Below are 19987 nucleotides of genomic sequence, written 5' to 3' on the forward strand. Positions count from 1 at the left end.
AGGCAACGCAGTTCCATAAAAACAACAGCGAGGTGAAAGCATGTCTGGTAATCGTGGTGTCGTGTATCTCGGCAATGGCAAAGTCGAAGTACAGAAAATCGACTATCCCAAAATGCAGGACCCCCGTGGCAGGAAGATCGAGCATGGCGTCATCCTGCGCGTGGTTTCCACCAACATCTGCGGCTCCGACCAACACATGGTGCGCGGCCGCACCACGGCCCAGACCGGCCTGGTGCTGGGGCATGAAATCACTGGCGAGGTGATCGAGAAGGGCAGCGACGTTGAAAACCTGAAAATCGGTGACCTGGTCTCCGTTCCCTTCAACGTGGCCTGCGGTCGTTGCCGCTCCTGCAAAGAGCAACACACCGGCGTGTGCCTGACCGTCAACCCGGCGCGTGCCGGTGGCGCCTACGGTTATGTGGACATGGGCGACTGGACCGGCGGCCAGGCTGAATACGTGCTGGTGCCCTACGCCGACTTCAACCTGCTGAAACTGCCGGACCGCGACAAGGCCATGGAAAAAATCCGCGACCTGACCTGCCTCTCCGACATTCTGCCGACCGGCTACCACGGCGCCGTGACGGCCGGGGTTGGCCCTGGCAGCACCGTGTACATCGCCGGCGCCGGCCCGGTCGGGCTTGCCGCTGCAGCGTCCGCACGCCTGCTCGGCGCGGCAGTGGTGATCATCGGCGACGTCAATTCAATCCGCCTGGCCCATGCCAAGGCCCAGGGTTTCGAAATTGTCGACCTGTCCACCGACACCCCGCTGCACGAGCAGATCGCCGCACTATTGGGCGAGCCCGAAGTGGATTGCGCCGTCGACTGCGTGGGCTTTGAAGCACGCGGCCACGGCCACGACGGCGTCAAGGCCGAAGCCCCGGCCACCGTGCTCAACTCGCTGATGGGCGTGGTGCGCGTGGCAGGCAAGATCGGTATCCCCGGCCTGTACGTCACTGAAGATCCAGGTGCCGTCGATGCCGCCGCAAAAATGGGCAGCCTGAGCATTCGCTTTGGGTTGGGCTGGGCCAAATCCCACAGCTTCCACACCGGGCAGACACCCGTGATGAAGTACAACCGCCAACTGATGCAGGCGATCATGTGGGACCGTATCAACATCGCCGAGATCGTCGGCGTGCAGGTCATCAGCCTGGATGACGCGCCACGCGGTTATGGCGAGTTCGATGCGGGTGTGCCGAAGAAGTTTGTGATCGATCCGCACAAGCTGTTCAGCGCGGCGTAACGCGTTGAGCAAATGAAAAGGGCGACCTATGGGTCGCCCTTTTTTTGTGGGAGGGGGGATCAGCGTGTGGCCAGTGCGCCCTGGTAGACGGTCGGGCCTGTCGGTTGTTTGCTGATGGAACCACCTTTGGTCTCCGAACTGACCATCAACTCCACCGGCTGGCTGATGGTTTCCTGCTGGCGCGGGTTGAGGCCGATGATGCCCTTGCCGTCCTCCGGCAACAGGCCCAGGGACACAGGCGTGCCATCTTTAGGAATTGCCCACAGCTCCAGGCTCTGGTCTGGCGCGGGTGCCGTGGCGGCAATCGGCTGCACTTCCAGGTAATCCTTGTGGGCCATGATTTGTGCGGCCGGCTGCTGGGTGGTGGTCACCAACGTCGCCGCGGACTTGACGCTGTCCTGGGTGTAGAGCGCACCACCAATACCGGCAACCACCACGGCGCAGGCGCCAATGAACAGGCGAGGGCGGCTCCAGAACGCAGGCTTGTGCTCAATCGCTTGGGGGTGGATCGCAGTCATAAGTCTCTTCCTGACAAATTTTGTAGTCAGTTCATGGACCCGCTTATCCCCAATGGGTTCCGGAACAACCGACGGGATACCCAGTCCAACGCCTGCTTTGCACCTATCTCCTGAGGTTGTCTTGATGAAGATTTCACGCGGTTTCGCCCTTTCCTGCCTGTTGACCGTGGCCGCCGGCCCGGTGTTCGCCGCAGGTTTCAGCCTTGGCGATGCAGCCAACGCCATTTCCGGCATGCAGGGTGGCAACAACAAAGCCGCCGCCGCCGCGCCAACATCGGAAACGGCCGACCTGCTGACGGCCCTGACCTCGCAACTCAATATCACCCCGGAGCAAGCGGTCGGTGGCACCGGCGCCATGCTGGGCCTGGCCAAGAACAAACTGAGCGGCAACGACTTTGCGCAGCTGGGCAACAGCGTGCCAGGCCTCGATAAGTTGTCGGGTAACAACGCATTGGGCAGCCTTGGTGCCCTGAGCGGGATGCTCGGCCAGAACGGCGGCAGCAAGACCAGCGGCCTGGACGGCCTGCTGGGTAACGTGAAAAACACCAATGACTTGAACACTGCGTTCAGCGCCCTGGGCATGGACAGCGGCATGATCGGCCAGTTTGCCCCGGTGATCCTGCAATACCTGGGCGGGCAGGGCGCCGACAGCTCGGTACTGGGCAAACTGGCCCAGGCCTGGGGCACCGGTAGCTAAGACCGCTCCGCGCGCAAGTGTTCGATGCGCGCATCCTTCTCCGTCCAGAGCTGGTTGACCCAGTTCTGGACGGTCTGGCGAAACGCCGGATCGTTCTCGTAATCCCCCTGCCACAACGCCGGGTCCAGTTCACGGGTGCGGATATCCACAATCACCTTCGGCACCGCGCCGCTGATCAAATCCCAGAACCCCGGAATCCTGTGTTGTGGGTAGACCACGGTCACGTCGAGGATGGCGTCCAGTTGCTCACCCATTGCCGCCAGTACAAACGCGACGCCGCCTGCCTTGGGCTTGAGCAGCCGGGTGAACGGTGAATCCTGCTGGGTGCGTTTGGCCTCGCTGAACCGCGTGCCTTCCAGGTAATTGACCACGGTCACCGGCTGGCGCTTGAACAGCTCGCAGGCCTGTTTGGTGATCTTCAGGTCCTGTCCGGCCAGCTCCGGGTGCTTGGCCAGGAACGCCTTGGTGTAGCGCTTCATGAACGGGTAATCCAGCGCCCACCAGGCCAGGCCGAGGAAGGGCACCCAGATCAGCTCTTTTTTCAGGAAGAATTTGAAGAACGGCGTACGCCGGTTCAGCGCCTGGATCAATGCGGGAATATCCACCCAGGACTGGTGGTTGCTGATGACCAGGTAAGAGGTGTCACCCCGCAGGTCCTCACCGCCGCGAATATCCCATTGGGTTGGAATGCACACGGCGAAGATCAGCTTGTCGATCTCGGCCCAGGTCTCGGCGATCCACATCACCGCCCAGGACGCATAGTCACGCCAGCGGCCCGGCGCCACCAGTTTGAGCAGGGCGAATACCATCAAGGGGCCGATCAGGATCAGCGTGTTGAGTAACAGCAGCAGTGTGACCAGACAGCCGGTGAGCAGGCGGCGCATAAATAACTCTTGGAATTCTGTGGACGGACCATGATAAGCAGCTTGAGTCCAGAGGCCAAATCCCGATTCGCCGCACCAATGTGATCGTTCCCACGCGCAGCGCGGGAACGAGCTAACTAAGTGCCGCCTTTGCGGTCTAGAATTCGCCTACTTCTCTCCGAGGAAATCACGTCGTGAAACTGCTCCTAGCCTCGCTCGCTCTCGCGGCCTTGCCCGTCATGGCTGCCGAACCGACCCTCTACGGTCGCTACGAATACATCCAATTGCCGGAAATCGGCCAGACCTTCAAGGCCAAGATGGACACCGGCGCGCTGACCGCCTCGCTGTCGGCCCGTGACATCGAGACCTTCACCCGTGATGGCGACGATTGGGTGCGCTTCCGCCTCGGCGGCAAGGACGCCGACAACAAAGTCTACGAACACAAGGTCTCGCGCATCAGCAAGATCAAGAGCCGCGCCGATGAAGATGACGACAAGGACGAAGCCAGTGTGGCCAAGCGCCCGGTGATCGATCTGGAAATGTGCCTGGGCAACGTCAAGCGTACCGTGGAGGTCAACCTCACCGACCGCAGCAGCTTCAACTACCCGCTGCTGATCGGCGCCAAGGCCCTGCGTGAATTCGGTGCAGCGGTTAACCCGGCGCGTCGCTACACTGCCGACAAACCGGACTGCTGACGGACCCACATGGCGCATATCCTGATTGTCGAAGACGAAGCGGCGATAGCCGACACGCTGATATTCGCCCTGCAGGGCGAGGGCTTTACCACCACCTGGCTGAGCCTCGGCCAGGCGGCGCTGGAGCATCAGCGTCATACCCCGGCCGACCTGATCATCCTCGACATCGGCCTGCCTGACATCACAGGTTTTGAAACCTGCAAGCAGCTGCGCCGGTTCAGCGAAGTGCCGGTGATGTTCCTCAGCGCGCGGGATGGCGAGATCGACCGCGTGGTGGGGCTGGAGATCGGCGCCGACGATTATGTGGTCAAACCGTTCAGCCCGCGTGAAGTCGCCGCAAGGGTGCGGGCGATTCTCAAGCGTGTCGGGCCGGGTGTGGCGCCTGCTGTCTTCCAGGTGGACCTGGAGCGCATGCAGATCCACTATCGCGGCCAGCCGCTGAGCCTGACGCGTCATGAATTCCTTCTGTTGCAAAGCCTGCTGGAGCAACCCGAACGTGTGTTCAGCCGCGAGCAACTGCTGGACGCGGTGGGCGTACCGGCCGACGCCGGCTACGAGCGCAATATCGACAGTCATATCAAAAGCCTGCGCAGCAAGTTGCGCAACGTGGCGGCCGAGGCTGAGCCGATCCAGACCCATCGCGGCCTGGGTTACAGCTACAACCCGAGCCACAGCTGATGCGCCTGGGGCTGCGGATTTTCCTGGTGTACGCGCTGTTCATCGGCCTCACCGGCTATTTTGTGCTCAGCACTGTGATGAAGGAAATCCGCCCCGGCGTGCGCCAGTCCACCGAAGAAACCCTGGTGGACACCGCCAACCTGCTCGCCGAAATCCTGCGCAATGATGTGAAGAACGGCACCCTCGGCCAGAGCCATTGGCCAGAGTTGCTCAAGGCTTACGGCAATCGCCAACCCGGCGCGGTGATCTGGGGCCTGCCGAAAAACCAGGTCAACCACCGCATCTACGTGACCGACGCCCACGGCACGGTGTTGCTCGACTCCACCGGTGAAGCGGTGGGCCAGGACTATTCGAAATGGAACGACGTGTACCTGACCCTGCGCGGCGAATATGGCGCGCGCTCCACCCGCAGCGCGCCGGATGACCCTGCTTCATCGGTGATGCATGTGGGCGCGCCGATTCGCGACGAGGGCCGGATCATCGGCGTGGTCACCGTGGCCAAGCCCAACAGCTCGTTGCAGCCCTACGTTGACCGTACCGAGCGCCGTCTGCTGTGGTACGGCGCCGGGCTGGTCATTCTCGGCCTGCTGCTGGGCGCACTGTTGTCTTGGTGGCTGAGCGTCGCCCTGAAACGCTTGACCGCCTATGCCGAGGCCGTCAGCGAAGGCCGTCGTGCCGAGTTGCCCCATTACCGGGGCGGCGAGCTCAAGCAGTTGTCCACCGCTGTCGAGCACATGCGCACACAGTTGGAGGGCAAGGCCTATGTCGAACACTATGTACATACCCTGACCCACGAACTGAAAAGCCCGCTGGCGGCGATTCGCGGTGCGGCGGAGTTGCTGCAGGGCGACATGACACGCGAACAGCAGCAGCGTTTTGTCGGCAATATCGACAGCGAAAGCGCGCGCCTGCAGCAGTTGATCGAGCGGCTGTTGAACCTGGCGCAGGTGGAGCAACGCCAGGGGCTGGAAGAGCAGTCGAGCATCCCGTTGGCGGCCCTGGTCGAGGCTGCTCTCAACGCCCAGTGTGCGCGGATCGAAGGCGCCGGGTTGCACGTCGAGCAGACGATTTCGGCTGATGTGAAGGTGTATGGCGAGCCTTTCCTGCTGCGCCAGGCTCTGGGCAACCTGCTGGACAACGCCCTGGATTTCACCCCGCCCGGCGGCGCGCTGCGGTTCAGTGCGCAGGTACGGCACAACGACGTTCACGTCAGCCTGTTCAACCAGGCTGCGCCGATTCCCGACTACGCTTTGCCGCGCCTGAGCGAGCGTTTCTATTCCCTGCCGCGCCCGGCCAGCGGACGCAAAAGCACCGGGCTGGGCCTCAACTTTGTCGAGGAAGTGATGAAACTGCACGGCGGCGCGTTGCAGGTCGGCAACGTACCGGGTGGCGTGCAAGCGGTGCTGCATCTCCACACAGTCTCCACATTGCCCACATAAACCGCCCACACAGGCTGCCCAGACTCTCCCCATCAAAACAGGGAGAGACCCATGAACCGCAGCCTGCTTTTCAAACTTGGCGCGATTGCGCTGCTGATCCTGCTGTTGCTGATTCCGTTGCTGATGATCAACGGCATCATCAGCGACCGCCAGCAACTGCGCGACGGCGTATTGATGGACATCGCCCGCAGCTCAAGCTTCGCCCAGCGGCTCACCGGGCCGGTGCTGGTGGTGCCGTTTCGCAAGACGGTGCGCGAGTGGAAGCTCAATGAAAAGCTCAACAAACGCTACGAGGAAACCCGTGAAGAGCGCGGCCGCTTGTATTTTCTGCCGGAGCGTTTCGAACTCGACGGCCAGGTGCAAACCGAACTGCGCGCCCGGGGCATTTACCAGGCGCGGTTGTTCCATGCCGACAACCGCATCAGTGGGCGTTTCGAGTTGCCTGCGCAACTGGGTATCACGGAAAACTTCGCCGATTACCGTTTTGAACCGGCGTTTCTGGCCATGGGCATCAGCGATATTCGCGGCATCGAAAACGCGCTGGAGCTGGAGCTGGGTCAGCAGCGCCTGGCGTTTTCGCCGGGCTCTCAAGTTGATTGGTTGGGCGAGGGCGTGCATGTGATGCTGCCGGAGCAGGACAGCAAAAAGCCTGCCGCCGTGGATTTCGCCTTCGACCTGCGCCTGCAGGGCACCGAACAACTGCAGGTGGTGCCGGTGGGCAAGACCAGCCAGGTATCACTGGCCTCCAACTGGCCGCACCCGAGTTTTGTCGGCAACTTTCTGCCGACACAGCGCGAGGTCACCGACAAGGGTTTCACTGCCAAGTGGCAGACCTCGTTTTTCGCCACGAACCTCGAACAGGCCCTGCAAACCTGCCTGGACCGCCAAGGCTGTGATGACTTCAACAACCGCAGCTTCGGTGTGAACTTCATCGACCCGGTGGACCAGTACCTCAAGAGCGACCGCGCGATCAAATACGCGCTGCTGTTCATCGCCCTGACGTTTGCCGGCTTCTTCCTGTTCGAAGTACTCAAGAACCTGGCGGTGCACCCCGTCCAATACGCGTTGGTGGGCGTTGCGCTGGCGTTCTTCTACCTGCTGTTGCTGTCGCTGTCCGAGCATTTGGGGTTTGCCCTGGCTTATCTGATATCGGCCAGCGCCTGCGTGGTGTTGATTGGTTTCTACGTGTGCCATGTGCTGCGCAGCGTGGCCCACGGCCTGGGCTTTTCGGCGGGGCTGGCGGCATTGTATGGCTTGTTGTACGGGCTGCTGAGTGCCGAGGATTACGCGTTGCTGATGGGCTCGTTGCTGCTGTTCGGCCTGCTCGGAACGGTGATGGTGCTGACACGCAAGCTGGATTGGTATGGGGTAGGCAAGCGCAAGGTGGAGGCGGTGCAATGATCGGGTTGCGCGAAGACCAGCAAATGAAGGCCAGGATGGTCACCTTCCTCAATCACGCCGCCGCCCCTCCCACATTGGGTCCGGGTGAAGGTCAGACGGGCGGCTGGGTCTGCTGCATCGAAGGCCGCTGGCTGACCTCGGCGTACCAGGCGGCAAGCTTGGGATTGTCCGCGCGCCATTGCAGGTCCGGGTGGCGAAAGTCGAGGTAGCCCAGGGCGCAGGCCACGCTGATGGCGGCGACGTCGAAGTGGCTGGCCAGTTCAGCGATGGCGTCCTGTTCCAGCTCAGCCAGTGCACGCCGCATCTTGTTGCGCTGCTCGTCCAGCCACTGGTCCCAGTGTTTCTCCACCGGGCGCATGGCGGTTTCGTAGCGCACCAGCACGGCGGCATCCATGATCCCGTCAGCCATCGAGGCCAGGGTCAGGCGGCGCCAGCGGGCCGAGCCGTCGCGGGGGATCAGCGGGTTGCCGACGTGCTGGTGGTCGAAGTAATCGAGGATCACTCGGCTGTCGTGCAGCACCGAACCGTCGGCCAGGCGCAGGGCCGGGATCTTGCCGACCGGGTTGCCTTGCACCACCTCGGCGTCCGGGTTGACGGGGGTGGGCAGGCAGGCGTGCAGGGCGACACGGTCCTGCTGACCGGTCTCGATCAACAACACGCGGACTTTGCGTACGAAGGGCGAAGCGGGGTTGTGGAACAAGGTCATGCTGGGGGCGGACATGGGCATTCCTCGAAATAGGCTGGGGTTAGCCTAGAGGGTTGCGCGGTGGCTGGCGAGGGAGATTTTCGCTGGAGCTGATGGCCTCATCGGGGGCAAGCCCCCTCCCACACTTGAATGTGTTCACAAATCAAATGTGGGAGGGGGCTTGCCCCCGATGAGGCCATCAGCCACGCCGCCTGACCAACGCCCAGGCACCAATGCCCGCCGGTATGCCCAACCCCACCCAACTCAACGAATCCCACCCCCCATCCCCCAGCAACGCCGCAAACAACCCGGCGGCGCTGAGCAGGCCAATCCCCAGCGGAATGCCAAACACCTTCCGAAAACTCGACTGTCGCGGCTTCATGCCTTGCCCGCCTTGCGCCGCACGCTCCATAGGTAAATCCCGCTGACCAGCACCACGATGGTCAGCACATCCAGCGCCGCCCACAGGATTTTCATCGGCATGCCGCCATAGTCACCGAAGTGCAGCGGCTGGGACATGCCCATGGCGTCCATGTACCACGGCCGTTCGGCGATGGCGGTGACGGCCAGGGTGCTGGCGTCGATCAACACCGGTGTGAGCAGATGGGAGGTGAGGTGGGTACTGCCTTTCATGAACACGGCGTAGTGATGCTCGCTGGAGAAGCGCGTACCGGGGAAGGCGATAAAGTCCGGTTGCATGCCGGGCGCAGCCTTGGCGGCGATGCTCAGCAAATCGCTTGCCGACGCGCGTTGGGTCAGTGGCGGGGCGTCTTTGTAGGGTTCGATCAGGGCGCTGAGGCTGTCCTGGCGCCAGGCGGCGATGATCAGGTCGGCACAGGCGCTGATCACACCGGTCACGCCCACCACCAGCGCCCAGGTCAGGGTGACCACGCCGATCAGGTTATGCAGGTCGAGCCAGCGCAGGCGGGTGGATTTGTCCTGGCGCACGGTGGCGAACTTCAAGCGGCGCATGAACGGCAGGTACAGCACCGTCCCTGATACAAGCGCCAGCACGAACAGCAAGCCCATGAACGCAAGCAGCAGTTTGCCTGGCAGCCCGGCGAACATGTCCACATGCAGGCGCAACAGGAACAGGGTGAGCCCGCCATTGGCTGAAGGCATCTCCACCGTTTCGCCGGTACGCGCATCGAGCATGAAGGTATGCGACGCATTCGGCTCGGTACCGGCCGTGGCGGCCATGATCGCGATCACACCGTTTTTGTCGTCCTCGTCCCAGGCCAGGTACTGCATGGCCTCGCCGGGGCGATGGGCCTGGGCCTTGGCCACCAGCTGCTCCAGGTTGAGCTGTGGCGTCTCGGCGGGCATCTGCTTGAGCTCGGGTTCGTTGCCCAGCAGGTGATCGATCTCGTGGTGAAACACCAGCGGCAGGCCGGTGAGGGCGAGCAGCAGCAGGAAAACGGTGCAGATCAGGCTGGTCCAGGTGTGGACGAAGGACCAGCGGCGGATGGTTTTGCTTTTCATTTTCTAGCCTTCAGACACACCAAAGCCGCCCCTGTGGACGGCCTGGTCGTTAACTCAGCCGATTACCACTGGTAGGTGGCGCTGGCGACAACGCTGCGTTGGTCGCCAAAGTAGCAGTAGGAACCGTCACAGGTGGAAATGTAGTCCTTGTTGAACAGGTTGGTAGCGTTGAGTTTGACCGATGCACCTTTGAGGCTGTTGTCGAGGCGGCCCAGGTCGTAATGCACCGCACCGTCGAACACGGTGTAGGCGTTGGCCTTACCCAGCCAGGTGTTGCCCTGGTCGCCATAGGTATTGCCGGTGTAGCGGGCGCCGAAGCCGATACCGAAGCCGTCGAGTACGCCGGTGTGCCAGGTGTAGTCGGTCCAGAGCGAAGCCTGCTGGTTGGGCATCAGTTGCAGGCGGTTGCCCTTGAAGTCGCCTTTTTGCACTTCGGATTTGGCCAGGGTGTACGCCGCGATCACCTTGAGGTTCTCGGTCACGTCAGAAACGGCTTCCAGTTCCAGGCCTTTGACTTTCACTTCGCCGGTCTGGTCGGTGATCGGGGTGCCGCTCGTTCCGGTGCTGGTGACCAGTACGTTTTTCTGCGTGAGGCTATAGATCGCCGCACTCAGCAAGGTATTGGAGCCCGGTGGCTGATACTTGATTCCCAGTTCCCATTGCTTACCTTCGGTGGGCTTATACGACTTGACCGGGTCGGCGCTGGCGTTGCTTGCTGGCTGGAAGGATTCGGCGTAGGACAGGTATGGCACGAAGCCCGAATCGAACACATAGCTGACTGCCGCGTTGCCGCTGAAGTTTTTGTTGCGGTCGGTGTTGGTCGCGTCTTGTTTGTTGAAGTACGTGGTGCCCTGGTGCACCCAGTCTTCACGACCACCGAGGGTCAGGCGCCAGTTGTTGAGGGCCATCTGGTCTTGCACGTAGAGGCCGGTCTGCACGGTTTTCTGGTTGTAGTCGTAGAACGCATCGGAGCGCGCCGGGCGTACTACCGGCGTGGTATTGACCGGGTTGAAGATATTGACGCGCCCGGCCCCCCCGAAGATCGACAGGTACGAGGTGTCGGTCCGCTGGTGGTCCAGACCCAGCAACAGGGTGTGGGTGACATCACCGGTGGCGAAGTCGGCCTGGAAGTTGTTATCCACCGCGAACTGTCCGATGTTCTCGTCGACGTTGGTCGAGAGGCGATCCATGTTGCCCGCTGCATCCACTGGAGCGAAGGCATAGGAACCCACGGTCAGTTGCTGGAACGACAACTCCGACTTGGTGTAACGCAGGTTCTGCTTGAACTGCCAGGTATCGTTGAAGCGATGCTCGAAGGCATAGCCCAGCGCGTAGTAAGTGCGGTCGTAGAACTCGTAATCTGGATCGCCCAGGTTCTTGTGATGTGATACGTCGCCCAATGGCGATTTGATCTTGGTGCCCACGATCGGCAGGAACTGACTGGTGGCGCCAGTATCGTCACGCGTGAACTGCGACAGCAGCGTCAGCTTGGTGTCGGTGTCGATATTCCACGTCAGGCTCGGCGCAATGTTGTAGCGCTTGTTGTCGATGTGGTCGACCTGGGTGCCGGCATCGCGCACCACGCCGCTGAGGCCGTACAGGAACTGGCCTTCATCATCGATCTTGCCGGTGCTGGCAAAGTTGATCTGACGGTAGTTGTCGCTGCCGTATTGCACCTGGATGGCGCTGCTCTGTTCGGCGCTGGGGCGGCGACTGACCATGTCCAGCAGGCCGCCCGGCGGGGTCTGGCCGTAAACCGAGGAAGCCGGGCCACGCAGCAGGGCGAGGCGGTCGAGGTTCCAGGTTTCGGCTTTCGGGTTGGCGTACACGCCACGGGGCAGAGGCAGGCCATCGAGGAATTGGGTGGGTTCGAAGCCACGCACGCGCATCCAGTCGTAACGGGTGTCGCTGCCGTAGCTGGCGGACACAATGCCGGGCATGTATTTGACCGCGTCGTCGAGGTTCTGCACGTTGCGATCCTGCATTTGCTCGCGGGTCGCCACCGAGATCGAGCGCGGCGCCTCGACCAGGGCCGTGTCGGTCTTGGTGCCGGCGGCAGTGCGCTTGGCCAGGTAGCCTTCCGCGGGCCCCCAGGCGCTCTCGTAATTGCTTTGACCGATAATACTGGTCTGCGGTAACGCCACCACGCCGTCCGCAATCGCCACCAGGGTAAATGTCCCGGCGCTGCTCTGCTCCAACTGCAGCCCGGTCCCGCGCAAGGCTTCGCGCAACGCGCCCTGGGCATCGAACTGGCCTTTGACCGGTGCCGAGGTCTTGCCGGCGGCGAGCGTCGGGTTGAGGGTGAGCGCGAGACCGCCCTGGCTGGCAATCTGGTTCAGGGTGGCGGCCAGTGGCGCGGCCGGCAGGTTGTAGGCGCGCACGCTGGTGGACTGTTCGGCGGCGATCAGCGTGGGGCTGATCAGCGGGGCACCGAGGGCAATGGCCACGGCTAACAGGCTGGGGCGCAACAGAGTGTCTAGCGTGCGGGACATGGGCGGCTCCTGAATGGAAATATTTCTCAATTGCCTAGGTGCCGGACGAGAATCGGAAAGTGATAGGGCGGGGTGAAAATATTTTTGGGCGGTGTTTTTGTGGGCCTCATCGGGGGCAAGCCCCCTCCCACAATGGGCCGCGTTCACAAATTAAAGTGTGGGAGGGGGCTTGCCCCCGATAACGGTCTTCAGATGCCGCAGAACCTAAGGCCTACCCTTGACGGTCACCCACCACGGCGTGTGCTGCTCGATCTGCACCGGCAAGGTCGGCAACAGCGCATTGAGCGCCAGGGTGGTGTCGTGCAGCGGGAAGCTGCCGGTGATGCGCAGGTCGGCCACGCTGTCGTCCACACCCAGATGGCCGCTGCGATAACGGCCTAGCTCAGCCACCACATCGCCCAGGCGGGCGTTGTCGACCACCAGCATGCCGCGGGTCCAGGCGTCGCTGGCCGGCGGAACGGCAAGCGGCGCACCAAGGCCGTCGCTGCGCATCAGCACTTGCTCGCCGGCCTTGAAAATCTGTTCCTGAGGCAATGCTTCAGGCTGGGCGGCCACCGCCGATTGCAGCACGCTCAGGCGCGTGGCGTCGTCCTCGCGCCTCACGATGAACCGCGTACCCAGCGCCCGCAGGTTGCCGTCGCGGGTTTGTACAGAGAACGGGCGCGGATCGTTATGGCCGGTCTCGACCAGGATTTCGCCCTCCTGCAACACAATCACGCGGCGTTTATCGTCGAAACGCACGTCAATGGCCGTGTGGGTATTGAGGTTGATCCGGGTGCCGTCCGCCAGCTCAAGGGTGCGCTGCTCGCCGGTGGCGGTGCGTTGATCGGCCAGCCAATAGTGGATGGGCACATAGCGCTCGCCGGCAAACAATGCCAGGCCACACACCAGCGCGATGCTCGCCAGGCCACGGCCCAGTTTGCGCATGCGCTGGTGCGCAGTATCGCGCGATTGCAACAATGCAGCCCGCGCAGGGCCGGAAGCTGCGCTGAAACGTTGGTCGAGCATGCCCAGCTGGCGCCAGGCGCGGGCGTGTTCTTCGTCGCTGGCCAGCCACTTGGCGAATTCTTCCTGTTCCACCACGCTGCCGTCGCCGGAATCGAGGGACAGTTGCCAGGCAATCGCGGCGTCCAGCACGCGGGCCGACACCGGCTTTGCGCTGATCAGGCTCACGATGGCTCGCCATACAGCGCGATGTAGCACTGGCGAATGCCCTGGGCGAGATACTGGCGTACGCGCGGCACCGACACACCCAGGCGCTGGGCGATGTCTGCATGGCCCAGGCCGTCGAGGCGGTTATAGAGGAAGGCGGCGCGGGCTTTGCTCGACAGTTTGCCGAGCAGACGGTCGATGGCCTTGAGGTCTTCGAGGATCAGTTGCTGTGCTTCAGGCGATGGATGTTCGCTTTCCGGGATCAGCATCAATTCGGTGAGGTAGGCCTGTTCCAGGGCGGCGCGGCGGAAGTAGTCGAACAGCAAACCCTTGGCAATCGCCACCAGAAAGGCGCGTGGCTCGCGAGGTTCGCGCAGGCCGTCACGGCCCAGCAGGCGCATGAAGGTGTCCTGGCTCAGGTCTTCGGCGCGGCTCGGGCAAGCCACATTGCGCCGTAGCCAGGCCAGCAGCCAGCCACGATGGTCGCGGTACAACGCGCCAACAAGCTCACTGTGTGGGGTCTGGGCCGACGACAAGGCATCACCGAATAAAGTTTAAACTAACGAGAATTATTCGCGATTGTCTCAGAGGTGTGTGGTGGGCGCAATTGGCGTCTGTCGGGCAGCGCCACTAAAACGATGGCGCCTGTTTACGCCGCCGCCATTGGCTCAAGCGCGCGTGCAGCGCGTGGGGCGTGTCGATGTGTTGCTGGCGTGCGCGGCTGAACAGGATCAGCATCAGCTCCGCCGTGGCCAGTGCATCGGCACTGGCGTGATGGCGCTCGCCCACCTGCAACCCGAAATGGTTGATCCATTCATCCAGACCGGCCTCACGGATGTTCGCCTCAGGGCACAACAGCGGGGCGATATCGGCCACATCGAGAAAGGGATGGCCCAGGCGATAACCCAGGCTTTCCTTGAGCGCCCGGCTCAGCATGTGTTGATCGAACGGCGCATGGAAGGCCAGCAGCGGGCTGTCGCCCACGAACGCCATGAAATCCAGCAGCGCATCCACCGGGTCGCTGCCGGCCGCGATTGCGCTGGGGCCGAGGCCGTGGATCAGCACGCTGGGGCTGAGTTTGCCGGCGGTGCGTTGCAGGGTGCGTTCGAACATCTGCGAGAAGTCCACCGCACCGTCCTCGATGACCACGGCGCCGATGGACAGCACCTGGTCACGGTTGAGGTGCAGGCCGCTGGTTTCCAGGTCGACCACCACCCAGCGCTGGCTGCGCAAGGGCGCATCGCCCAGTGCGGCGGGCGCGGGCAGTTGGCCCAGGCGTTGCTGCTGCGCCGCATTGAGCCGCGGTTTTTTCGCGCGCAGCCAGCTGAACAGGCTCACAGCTGATACCGCAAGGTCAGGCTGCTTTGCAGGCGCTGGGCCTGACGCAGGGATTCGCGCAGGATGCGCCGATCCAGGTGATTGAGGCTGTCAGGATCGACGCGGTTGGAGTACGGCAGGTTTTCCCGGGTCTGTACCTGATGCTGCTGCATGCGGGTTTGTTGAATGAAGTGGTAAGCCTCTTCGTACGCCGCCCCGTCCAGTGGCTCGATCACCTGTCTGGCGACCAACTGGCGCAGCCGCTCCAGGGTGTTGTTGGCGTGGATGCCATGGGCCAGGGCCAACAGGCGCGCACCGTCCACGAACGGCGTAAGGCCCTGCACCTTGAGATCCAGGGTGGCCTTTTCGCCGCTTTTGCGCGTCAGCACAAACTCGCGAAAGCGCCCTACGGGTGGGCGTTGGCGCAAGGCGTTCTCGGCCAGCATGCGTTGGAACAGCCGGTTGTCCGCCACCTGATCCAGAATGCCCTGGCGCAGTTGTGCGCAACCCTGCTCATCGCCCCACACCACGCGCAGGTCGAAATAGATGCTCGAACCCAGCAGGTTCTCCGGCGTGGCGTCGCGAATGAAGGCGGCAAACCGTCGGGCCCATTCGGCCCGTGACAGGCACAGTTCCGGGTTGCCGGCCATGATATTGCCCTTGCACAGGCTGAAACCGCACAGCGCCAGGCTCTGGTTGATCTGCTGCGCCAGGGGCAGCAGGCGCTCGCGAATCTCGGCGGCTTCCACCGCGTCTCGGGCCTCGAACAGGATGCCGTTGTCCTGGTCGGTGTACAGCGTCTGTTCGCGGCGGCCTTCGCTGCCAAAGCACAGCCAACTGAAGGGCACGCCAGGGTCGCCTTTTTCCGCCAGGGTCAACTCGATGACCCGGCACACGGTGTGATCGTTAAGCAAGGTAATGATGTGGGTGATCTGCGTAGACGACGCGCCGTGGGCCAGCATGCGTTCGACCAGCTGGCCGATCTCGCCGCGGATCGCCACCAGTTGTTCCACACGGGATGCGTTGCGGATGGTACGCGCCAGGTGCACCAGGTCGACGCGTTGCAGGGAAAACAGGTCGCGCTCCGAGACCACGCCGCACAGGCGTTGGTCCTGCACCAGGCACACATGGGCGATATGCCGCTCGGTCATGGCGATCGCCGCGTCGAACGCGCTGTGGTCCGGGCTCAGGAAGAACGGCGCCTGGGTCATATGGGCGGCGATGCCTTGACTGAAATCAACGGTGCCGTCGGCCACCACCTGGCGCAGGTCACGCAGGGTGAAGATGCCCAGCGGCGCCTTGTGCTCATCGACAATCACAATGCTGCCGACCTGCTGCTCATGCATCAGCCGCACCGCTTCGCGCAGCGCAGTGTCCGGGCTGCACATGACCGGGTGGCGCATCGCCAGTTCACCCAGGCGAGTGTTCAACGAGTATTGGGTGCCGAGGGTTTCCACGGCTTTTTGCTGCACCTGCTGGTTGACCTGGTCGAGCAGGCTGCTGACACCGCGCAAGGCGAAATCACGAAACGGGCTGGAAAGGGCGAACAGCTTGATGAACGCCATCTTGTTCAGTTGCAGGCAAAAGGTGTCTTCGCAGGCTTTGTGCTCGGTGCGGGTGGCGCGTTCACCGAGCAAGGCGGCGAGGGGGAAGCATTCGCCCGTGGTGATCTCGAAGGTGGGGTCTGTCGAGTCCGGCCGCTCGCCGACCACGCGACCCTGCTTGACGATATAAAAATGCTCGACCGGCCCGCCCGACGGCTTGAGGATGCTGTCGCCGGGGCCATAGAAACGCAGTTGGCACTGTTCCACCAGAAACGCCAGGTGCGCATTTTCCATCTGGTTGAACGGTGGGAAGCGCTGCAGGAATTGCAGGGTGCCGTGGATGTTCTGCAACACGGCGGTTTTACCCGCCTGCGTGAAAGCATCAGCTTTACTCATAACAGTGACCGCAGTTTTTTTGTCGTTATCGTGCTGCATGGTCGACTTCTGCACGGCGGGTGCCCATTGGACGTAAGTCTAGGTCGGTGACCCCTGCGCACAACTAGGGAAAAGCCTTACATGACTATCGTCCAAAACCCGTGGAACGCCCACTAGGCAAACTTTCCGACGAAGTGCACATTGTTCGCCCTTCCGCAGATGTCTGACGAGTGCTGGGAGATTGATAAGAATTGCTGAGAAACGTATGTCCGACCACGATATTTTGAGTGATGCCGAGCGCGAGGCGCTGAGCGCCGTGATGCTGGAGCCTGATTTACCGCCACAACGCGTGTTGATCGTGGACGACGACAAGGATGCGCGTGAACTGCTGGCGGAAATCCTCGGGCTGGACGGCATTCGCTGCATGACGGCTGACAACGGGGAGCGCGCGTGGGAGTTGTTGAAGTCTCACAGTTCCATTGGTCTGCTGATCACCGATTTGCGCATGGCGCCGAGCAACGGTTTGCAGCTGATCCGCCAGGTGCGCGAATCGACCCGTGCGGCGTTGCCGATCATCATCATGTCGGGTGACGCCGAAGCGCCGGATGTGATTGATGCGATGCATTTGAGCGTGGTGGACTTTCTGCTCAAGCCGATTGATAGCGTTAAGTTGGCGAAGCTGGTGAAGCGCGAGTTGGGGATGGTTTCCTGATTTTTGTGGTGAGTGTGATGGCCTGATCGGGGGCAAGTCCCCTCCCACATTTGAATGTGCTCACAAATCAAAGTGTGGGAGGGGGCTTGCCCCCGATAGCGCCAGTCCAGCCACCCCACCCGCAAATAAAAAGCCCTGATCTGGCGATCAGGGCTTTTTTCATTCACAGGCCATTTTTAGCCTTGAACTCCCGACGCCGGCGGTGCAACACCGGCTCGGTGTAACCGTTGGGCTGTCTGGTCCCTTCAATCACCAACTCCACCGCCGCCTGGAACGCGATGTTGCTGTCGAAATCCGGCGCCAGCGGGCGGTACAGCGCGTCCCCGGCATTCTGGCGGTCCACCACCGGCGCCATGCGCTTGAGGCTTTCCATGACCTGGGCTTCATTGACGATGCCGTGGCGCAACCAGTTGGCGATGTGCTGGCTGGAGATGCGCAGGGTGGCGCGGTCTTCCATCAGGCCCACATCGTTGATGTCCGGCACTTTCGAACAACCGACGCCCTGGTCGATCCAGCGCACCACATAGCCAAGAATGCCCTGGGCATTGTTGTCCAGTTCGTTGCGGATCTCTTCTTCGGACCAATTGGTATGTTGCGCCAGAGGAATCGTCAGGATGTCATCCACCGAGGCACGCTCGCGCTTGGCCAACTCGGCCTGGCGGGCGAACACATCGACTTTGTGGTAGTGCAATGCATGCAGTGCAGCCGCCGTTGGCGACGGTACCCAGGCCGTGTTGGCACCGGCCAGTGGGTGAGCGATTTTCTGTTCGAGCATCGCGGCCATCAGGTCGGGCATCGCCCACATGCCTTTACCGATCTGTGCACGCCCTTGCAGGCCAGTGCTCAAGCCAATATCGACGTTCCAGTTTTCGTAGGCGCCGATCCACTTCTCGGATTTCATGGCGGCCTTGCGCACCATGGCGCCGGCTTCCATGGAGGTGTGGATTTCGTCGCCGGTGCGGTCGAGGAAGCCGGTGTTGATGAACACCACGCGCTCGCTGGCCGCCTTGATGCAGGCCTTGAGGTTGACCGTGGTGCGGCGCTCCTCGTCCATGATCCCGACTTTCAGCGTATTACGCGCAAGGTTCAGCACGTCTTCGATGCGGCCGAACAGCTCGTTGGTGAACGCCGCTTCTTCGGGGCCATGCATCTTCGGTTTGACGATGTACACGGAACCTGTGCGGCTGTTCTTGCGCGAGCTGTTGCCGTTGAGGCTGTGGATCGCCGCCAGGCTGGTGAGCAGGCCGTCGAGGATGCCTTCCGGCACTTCGTTGCCGTCTTTATCGAGGATCGCGTCGATGGTCATCAAGTGGCCAACGTTGCGCACGAACAACAGCGAGCGGCCGTGCAGGGTGACGTCGTTGCCATCCACGCCGGTGTAGACGCGATCAGGGTTCATGGTGCGGGTAAAGGTCTTGCCGCCCTTGGCCACTTCTTCGGCCAGGTCGCCCTTCATCAGGCCGAGCCAGTTGCGGTAGATCACCACTTTGTCGTCGGCATCCACGGCGGCGACGGAGTCTTCGCAGTCCATGATGGTGGTCAGCGCAGCTTCCATCAGCACGTCTTTGACGCCGGCGGCGTCGGTCTGGCCGACCGGGGTGCCGGCGTCGATCTGGAGCTCGAAGTGCAGGCCGTTGTGCTTGAACAGGATCGCAATCGGCTCGGCCGCAGAGCCCTGGAACCCGATCAACTGCGCGTCGTCACGCAGGCCGCTGTTGCTGCCGCCCTTGAGGCTGACGATCAGCTTGCCGTCGACGATCTTGTAGCCGATGGAGTCGACGTGGCTGCCGGCGCTGAGCGGCGCGGCTTCATCGAGGAAGGCGCGGGCGAAGGCGATGACCTTGTCGCCGCGCACTTTGTTGTAGCCCTTGCCCTTTTGCGCGCCGTCGGCTTCGCTGATGGCATCGGTGCCATACAGCGCGTCATACAGCGAACCCCAACGTGCATTGGAAGCATTGAGGGCGAAGCGGGCGTTCATCACCGGCACCACCAATTGAGGGCCGGCCATGCGTGCGATTTCGTCGTCGACGTTTTGGGTCGAAGCCTGGAAGTCTGCGGCTTCTGGCAGCAGGTATCCGATGTCTTGCAGGAAGGCTTTGTAGGCCACCGGGTCGTGGGCCTGGCCGGCATGGGTCTGGTGCCAGGTATCGATGCGCGCCTGGAAATCGTCGCGTTTGGCGAGCAGGGCTTTGTTCTTCGGCGCCAGGTCGTGAATGACCTTGTCGGCGCCGGCCCAGAACTGGTCGGCAGTGATGCCGGTACCGGGAATGGCTTCGTTGTTCACGAAGTCGAACAGGACTTTGGCGACCTGCAGGCCACCGACTTGAACGTGTTCAGTCATTGCTTGCCTCACTCTGCGGAGCTTATGCGCTTTTTCAGATTTTCATTATGTAGTGCACGGTTGGGCATACTACATGATGACTTGCGGTTGTGAAAATTAGACTAAATACGTCGTTTAGCGACCCACTTTGGTCGTACGGTCACAGCGGAGAATCGGATGTTCTCAAAAAACTATTGGATTGTTCCAGATAAATATAAAAATGGTACACGATTTGTTTTCGAGCTACCGCGCGTCCACCTTGTAGGAGCGAGCTAGCTCGCGAAAAACCTAAGAGCACCGCTGGTGTCAGTTTTTTCGCGTTATCGTTGACGACCTTCGCGAGCAAGCTCGCTCCTACAGGAATCGCACCCGAGGTA

18 protein-coding genes are annotated in these 19987 nt (G+C 62.0%); 7 read left to right on the forward strand and 11 right to left on the reverse strand.

Annotation, left to right across the window (positions count from 1 at the left end):
- Positions 1-40 precede the first annotated feature (40 nt).
- The gene (gene fdhA, locus CIB54_RS11855; protein WP_005792122.1) at positions 41-1240 is read left to right on the forward strand and encodes a formaldehyde dehydrogenase, glutathione-independent; all 1200 of its coding nucleotides are present in this window, start codon (positions 41-43) and stop codon (positions 1238-1240) included.
- 59 nt (positions 1241-1299) lie between these two features.
- Here fdhA and CIB54_RS11860 read toward each other — a convergent pair whose 3' ends face one another.
- Positions 1300-1758, reverse strand: coding sequence for an anti-sigma factor domain-containing protein (locus CIB54_RS11860; protein WP_065949505.1), 459 nt, complete (start codon positions 1756-1758; stop codon positions 1300-1302).
- Between the two features lie 124 nt (positions 1759-1882).
- On the opposite strand from CIB54_RS11860, the gene CIB54_RS11865 reads away from it, so the two are divergent.
- Positions 1883-2455, forward strand: coding sequence for a DUF2780 domain-containing protein (locus CIB54_RS11865; RefSeq protein ID WP_065949506.1), 573 nt, complete (start codon positions 1883-1885; stop codon positions 2453-2455).
- Here the strand turns inward: CIB54_RS11865 and CIB54_RS11870 are convergent.
- Positions 2452-3339 carry an acyltransferase gene (locus tag CIB54_RS11870; protein ID WP_065949507.1) on the reverse strand — a complete coding sequence of 296 codons (888 nt, stop codon included), beginning with the start codon at positions 3337-3339 and terminating at the stop codon, positions 2452-2454. The genes CIB54_RS11865 and CIB54_RS11870 overlap by 4 nt on opposite strands.
- A gap of 173 nt (positions 3340-3512) precedes the next feature.
- Here CIB54_RS11870 and CIB54_RS11875 point away from each other — a divergent pair, with 173 nt between their 5' ends.
- From CIB54_RS11875 to creD, 4 genes are read left to right on the forward strand one after another with little or no spacing between them, the layout of a single operon-like run.
- Positions 3513-4013 (forward strand): retropepsin-like aspartic peptidase RloA2, encoded by a 501-nt coding sequence (locus tag CIB54_RS11875; protein WP_101219874.1) that lies wholly within the window; start codon positions 3513-3515, stop codon positions 4011-4013.
- A gap of 9 nt (positions 4014-4022) precedes the next feature.
- On the forward strand, positions 4023-4691 hold the full coding sequence (gene creB, locus CIB54_RS11880; protein WP_065949509.1) for a two-component system response regulator CreB: 669 nt from the start codon (positions 4023-4025) through the stop codon (positions 4689-4691).
- The gene (gene creC, locus CIB54_RS11885; protein ID WP_101219875.1) at positions 4691-6130 is read left to right on the forward strand and encodes a two-component system sensor histidine kinase CreC; all 1440 of its coding nucleotides are present in this window, start codon (positions 4691-4693) and stop codon (positions 6128-6130) included. Before creB ends, creC begins: the two co-directional genes overlap by 1 nt.
- Before the next feature lie 51 nt (positions 6131-6181).
- Complete coding sequence (gene creD, locus CIB54_RS11890) at positions 6182-7531, forward strand: cell envelope integrity protein CreD (RefSeq protein ID WP_101219876.1); 1350 nt, start codon at positions 6182-6184, stop codon at positions 7529-7531.
- A gap of 91 nt (positions 7532-7622) precedes the next feature.
- Here the strand turns inward: creD and CIB54_RS11895 are convergent, their stop codons facing one another.
- The 8 genes from CIB54_RS11895 to CIB54_RS11930 form a co-directional block, all read right to left on the reverse strand.
- A complete protein-coding gene (locus CIB54_RS11895) occupies positions 7623-8252 on the reverse strand; it encodes a glutathione S-transferase family protein (RefSeq protein ID WP_065949512.1) in 630 nt (209 codons plus the stop codon).
- A gap of 163 nt (positions 8253-8415) precedes the next feature.
- A complete protein-coding gene (locus CIB54_RS11900; protein ID WP_101219877.1) occupies positions 8416-8598 on the reverse strand; it encodes a hypothetical protein in 183 nt (60 codons plus the stop codon).
- Positions 8595-9698 (reverse strand): PepSY-associated TM helix domain-containing protein, encoded by a 1104-nt coding sequence (locus CIB54_RS11905; protein ID WP_101219878.1) that lies wholly within the window; start codon positions 9696-9698, stop codon positions 8595-8597. Before CIB54_RS11905 ends, CIB54_RS11900 begins: the two co-directional genes overlap by 4 nt.
- Positions 9699-9760: 62 nt before the next feature.
- Positions 9761-12190 (reverse strand): TonB-dependent siderophore receptor, encoded by a 2430-nt coding sequence (locus CIB54_RS11910; RefSeq protein ID WP_101219879.1) that lies wholly within the window; start codon positions 12188-12190, stop codon positions 9761-9763.
- A 204-nt stretch (positions 12191-12394) separates the two neighbouring features.
- Positions 12395-13363, reverse strand: a complete 969-nt coding sequence (locus CIB54_RS11915) for a FecR domain-containing protein (RefSeq protein WP_101219880.1) — start codon at positions 13361-13363, stop codon at positions 12395-12397.
- Positions 13360-13878, reverse strand: a complete 519-nt coding sequence (locus CIB54_RS11920) for an RNA polymerase sigma factor (RefSeq protein ID WP_057723624.1) — start codon at positions 13876-13878, stop codon at positions 13360-13362. Before CIB54_RS11920 ends, CIB54_RS11915 begins: the two co-directional genes overlap by 4 nt.
- Before the next feature lie 94 nt (positions 13879-13972).
- Complete coding sequence (locus CIB54_RS11925) at positions 13973-14680, reverse strand: 3'-5' exonuclease (RefSeq protein WP_101219881.1); 708 nt, start codon at positions 14678-14680, stop codon at positions 13973-13975.
- Positions 14677-16599 (reverse strand): putative nucleotidyltransferase substrate binding domain-containing protein, encoded by a 1923-nt coding sequence (locus CIB54_RS11930; protein WP_178084412.1) that lies wholly within the window; start codon positions 16597-16599, stop codon positions 14677-14679. Before CIB54_RS11930 ends, CIB54_RS11925 begins: the two co-directional genes overlap by 4 nt.
- A gap of 244 nt (positions 16600-16843) precedes the next feature.
- On the opposite strand from CIB54_RS11930, the gene CIB54_RS11935 reads away from it, so the two are divergent.
- Positions 16844-17290 carry a response regulator gene (locus CIB54_RS11935; protein WP_065949519.1) on the forward strand — a complete coding sequence of 149 codons (447 nt, stop codon included), beginning with the start codon at positions 16844-16846 and terminating at the stop codon, positions 17288-17290.
- A 163-nt stretch (positions 17291-17453) separates the two neighbouring features.
- Here the strand turns inward: CIB54_RS11935 and CIB54_RS11940 are convergent, their stop codons facing one another.
- Positions 17454-19631, reverse strand: a complete 2178-nt coding sequence (locus CIB54_RS11940) for a malate synthase G (RefSeq protein WP_101219883.1) — start codon at positions 19629-19631, stop codon at positions 17454-17456.
- Between the last annotated feature and the right edge of the window lie 356 nt (positions 19632-19987).

This window comes from Pseudomonas fluorescens (assembly GCF_002837185.1).
GTDB lineage: Bacteria > Pseudomonadota > Gammaproteobacteria > Pseudomonadales > Pseudomonadaceae > Aquipseudomonas > Aquipseudomonas fluorescens_AM.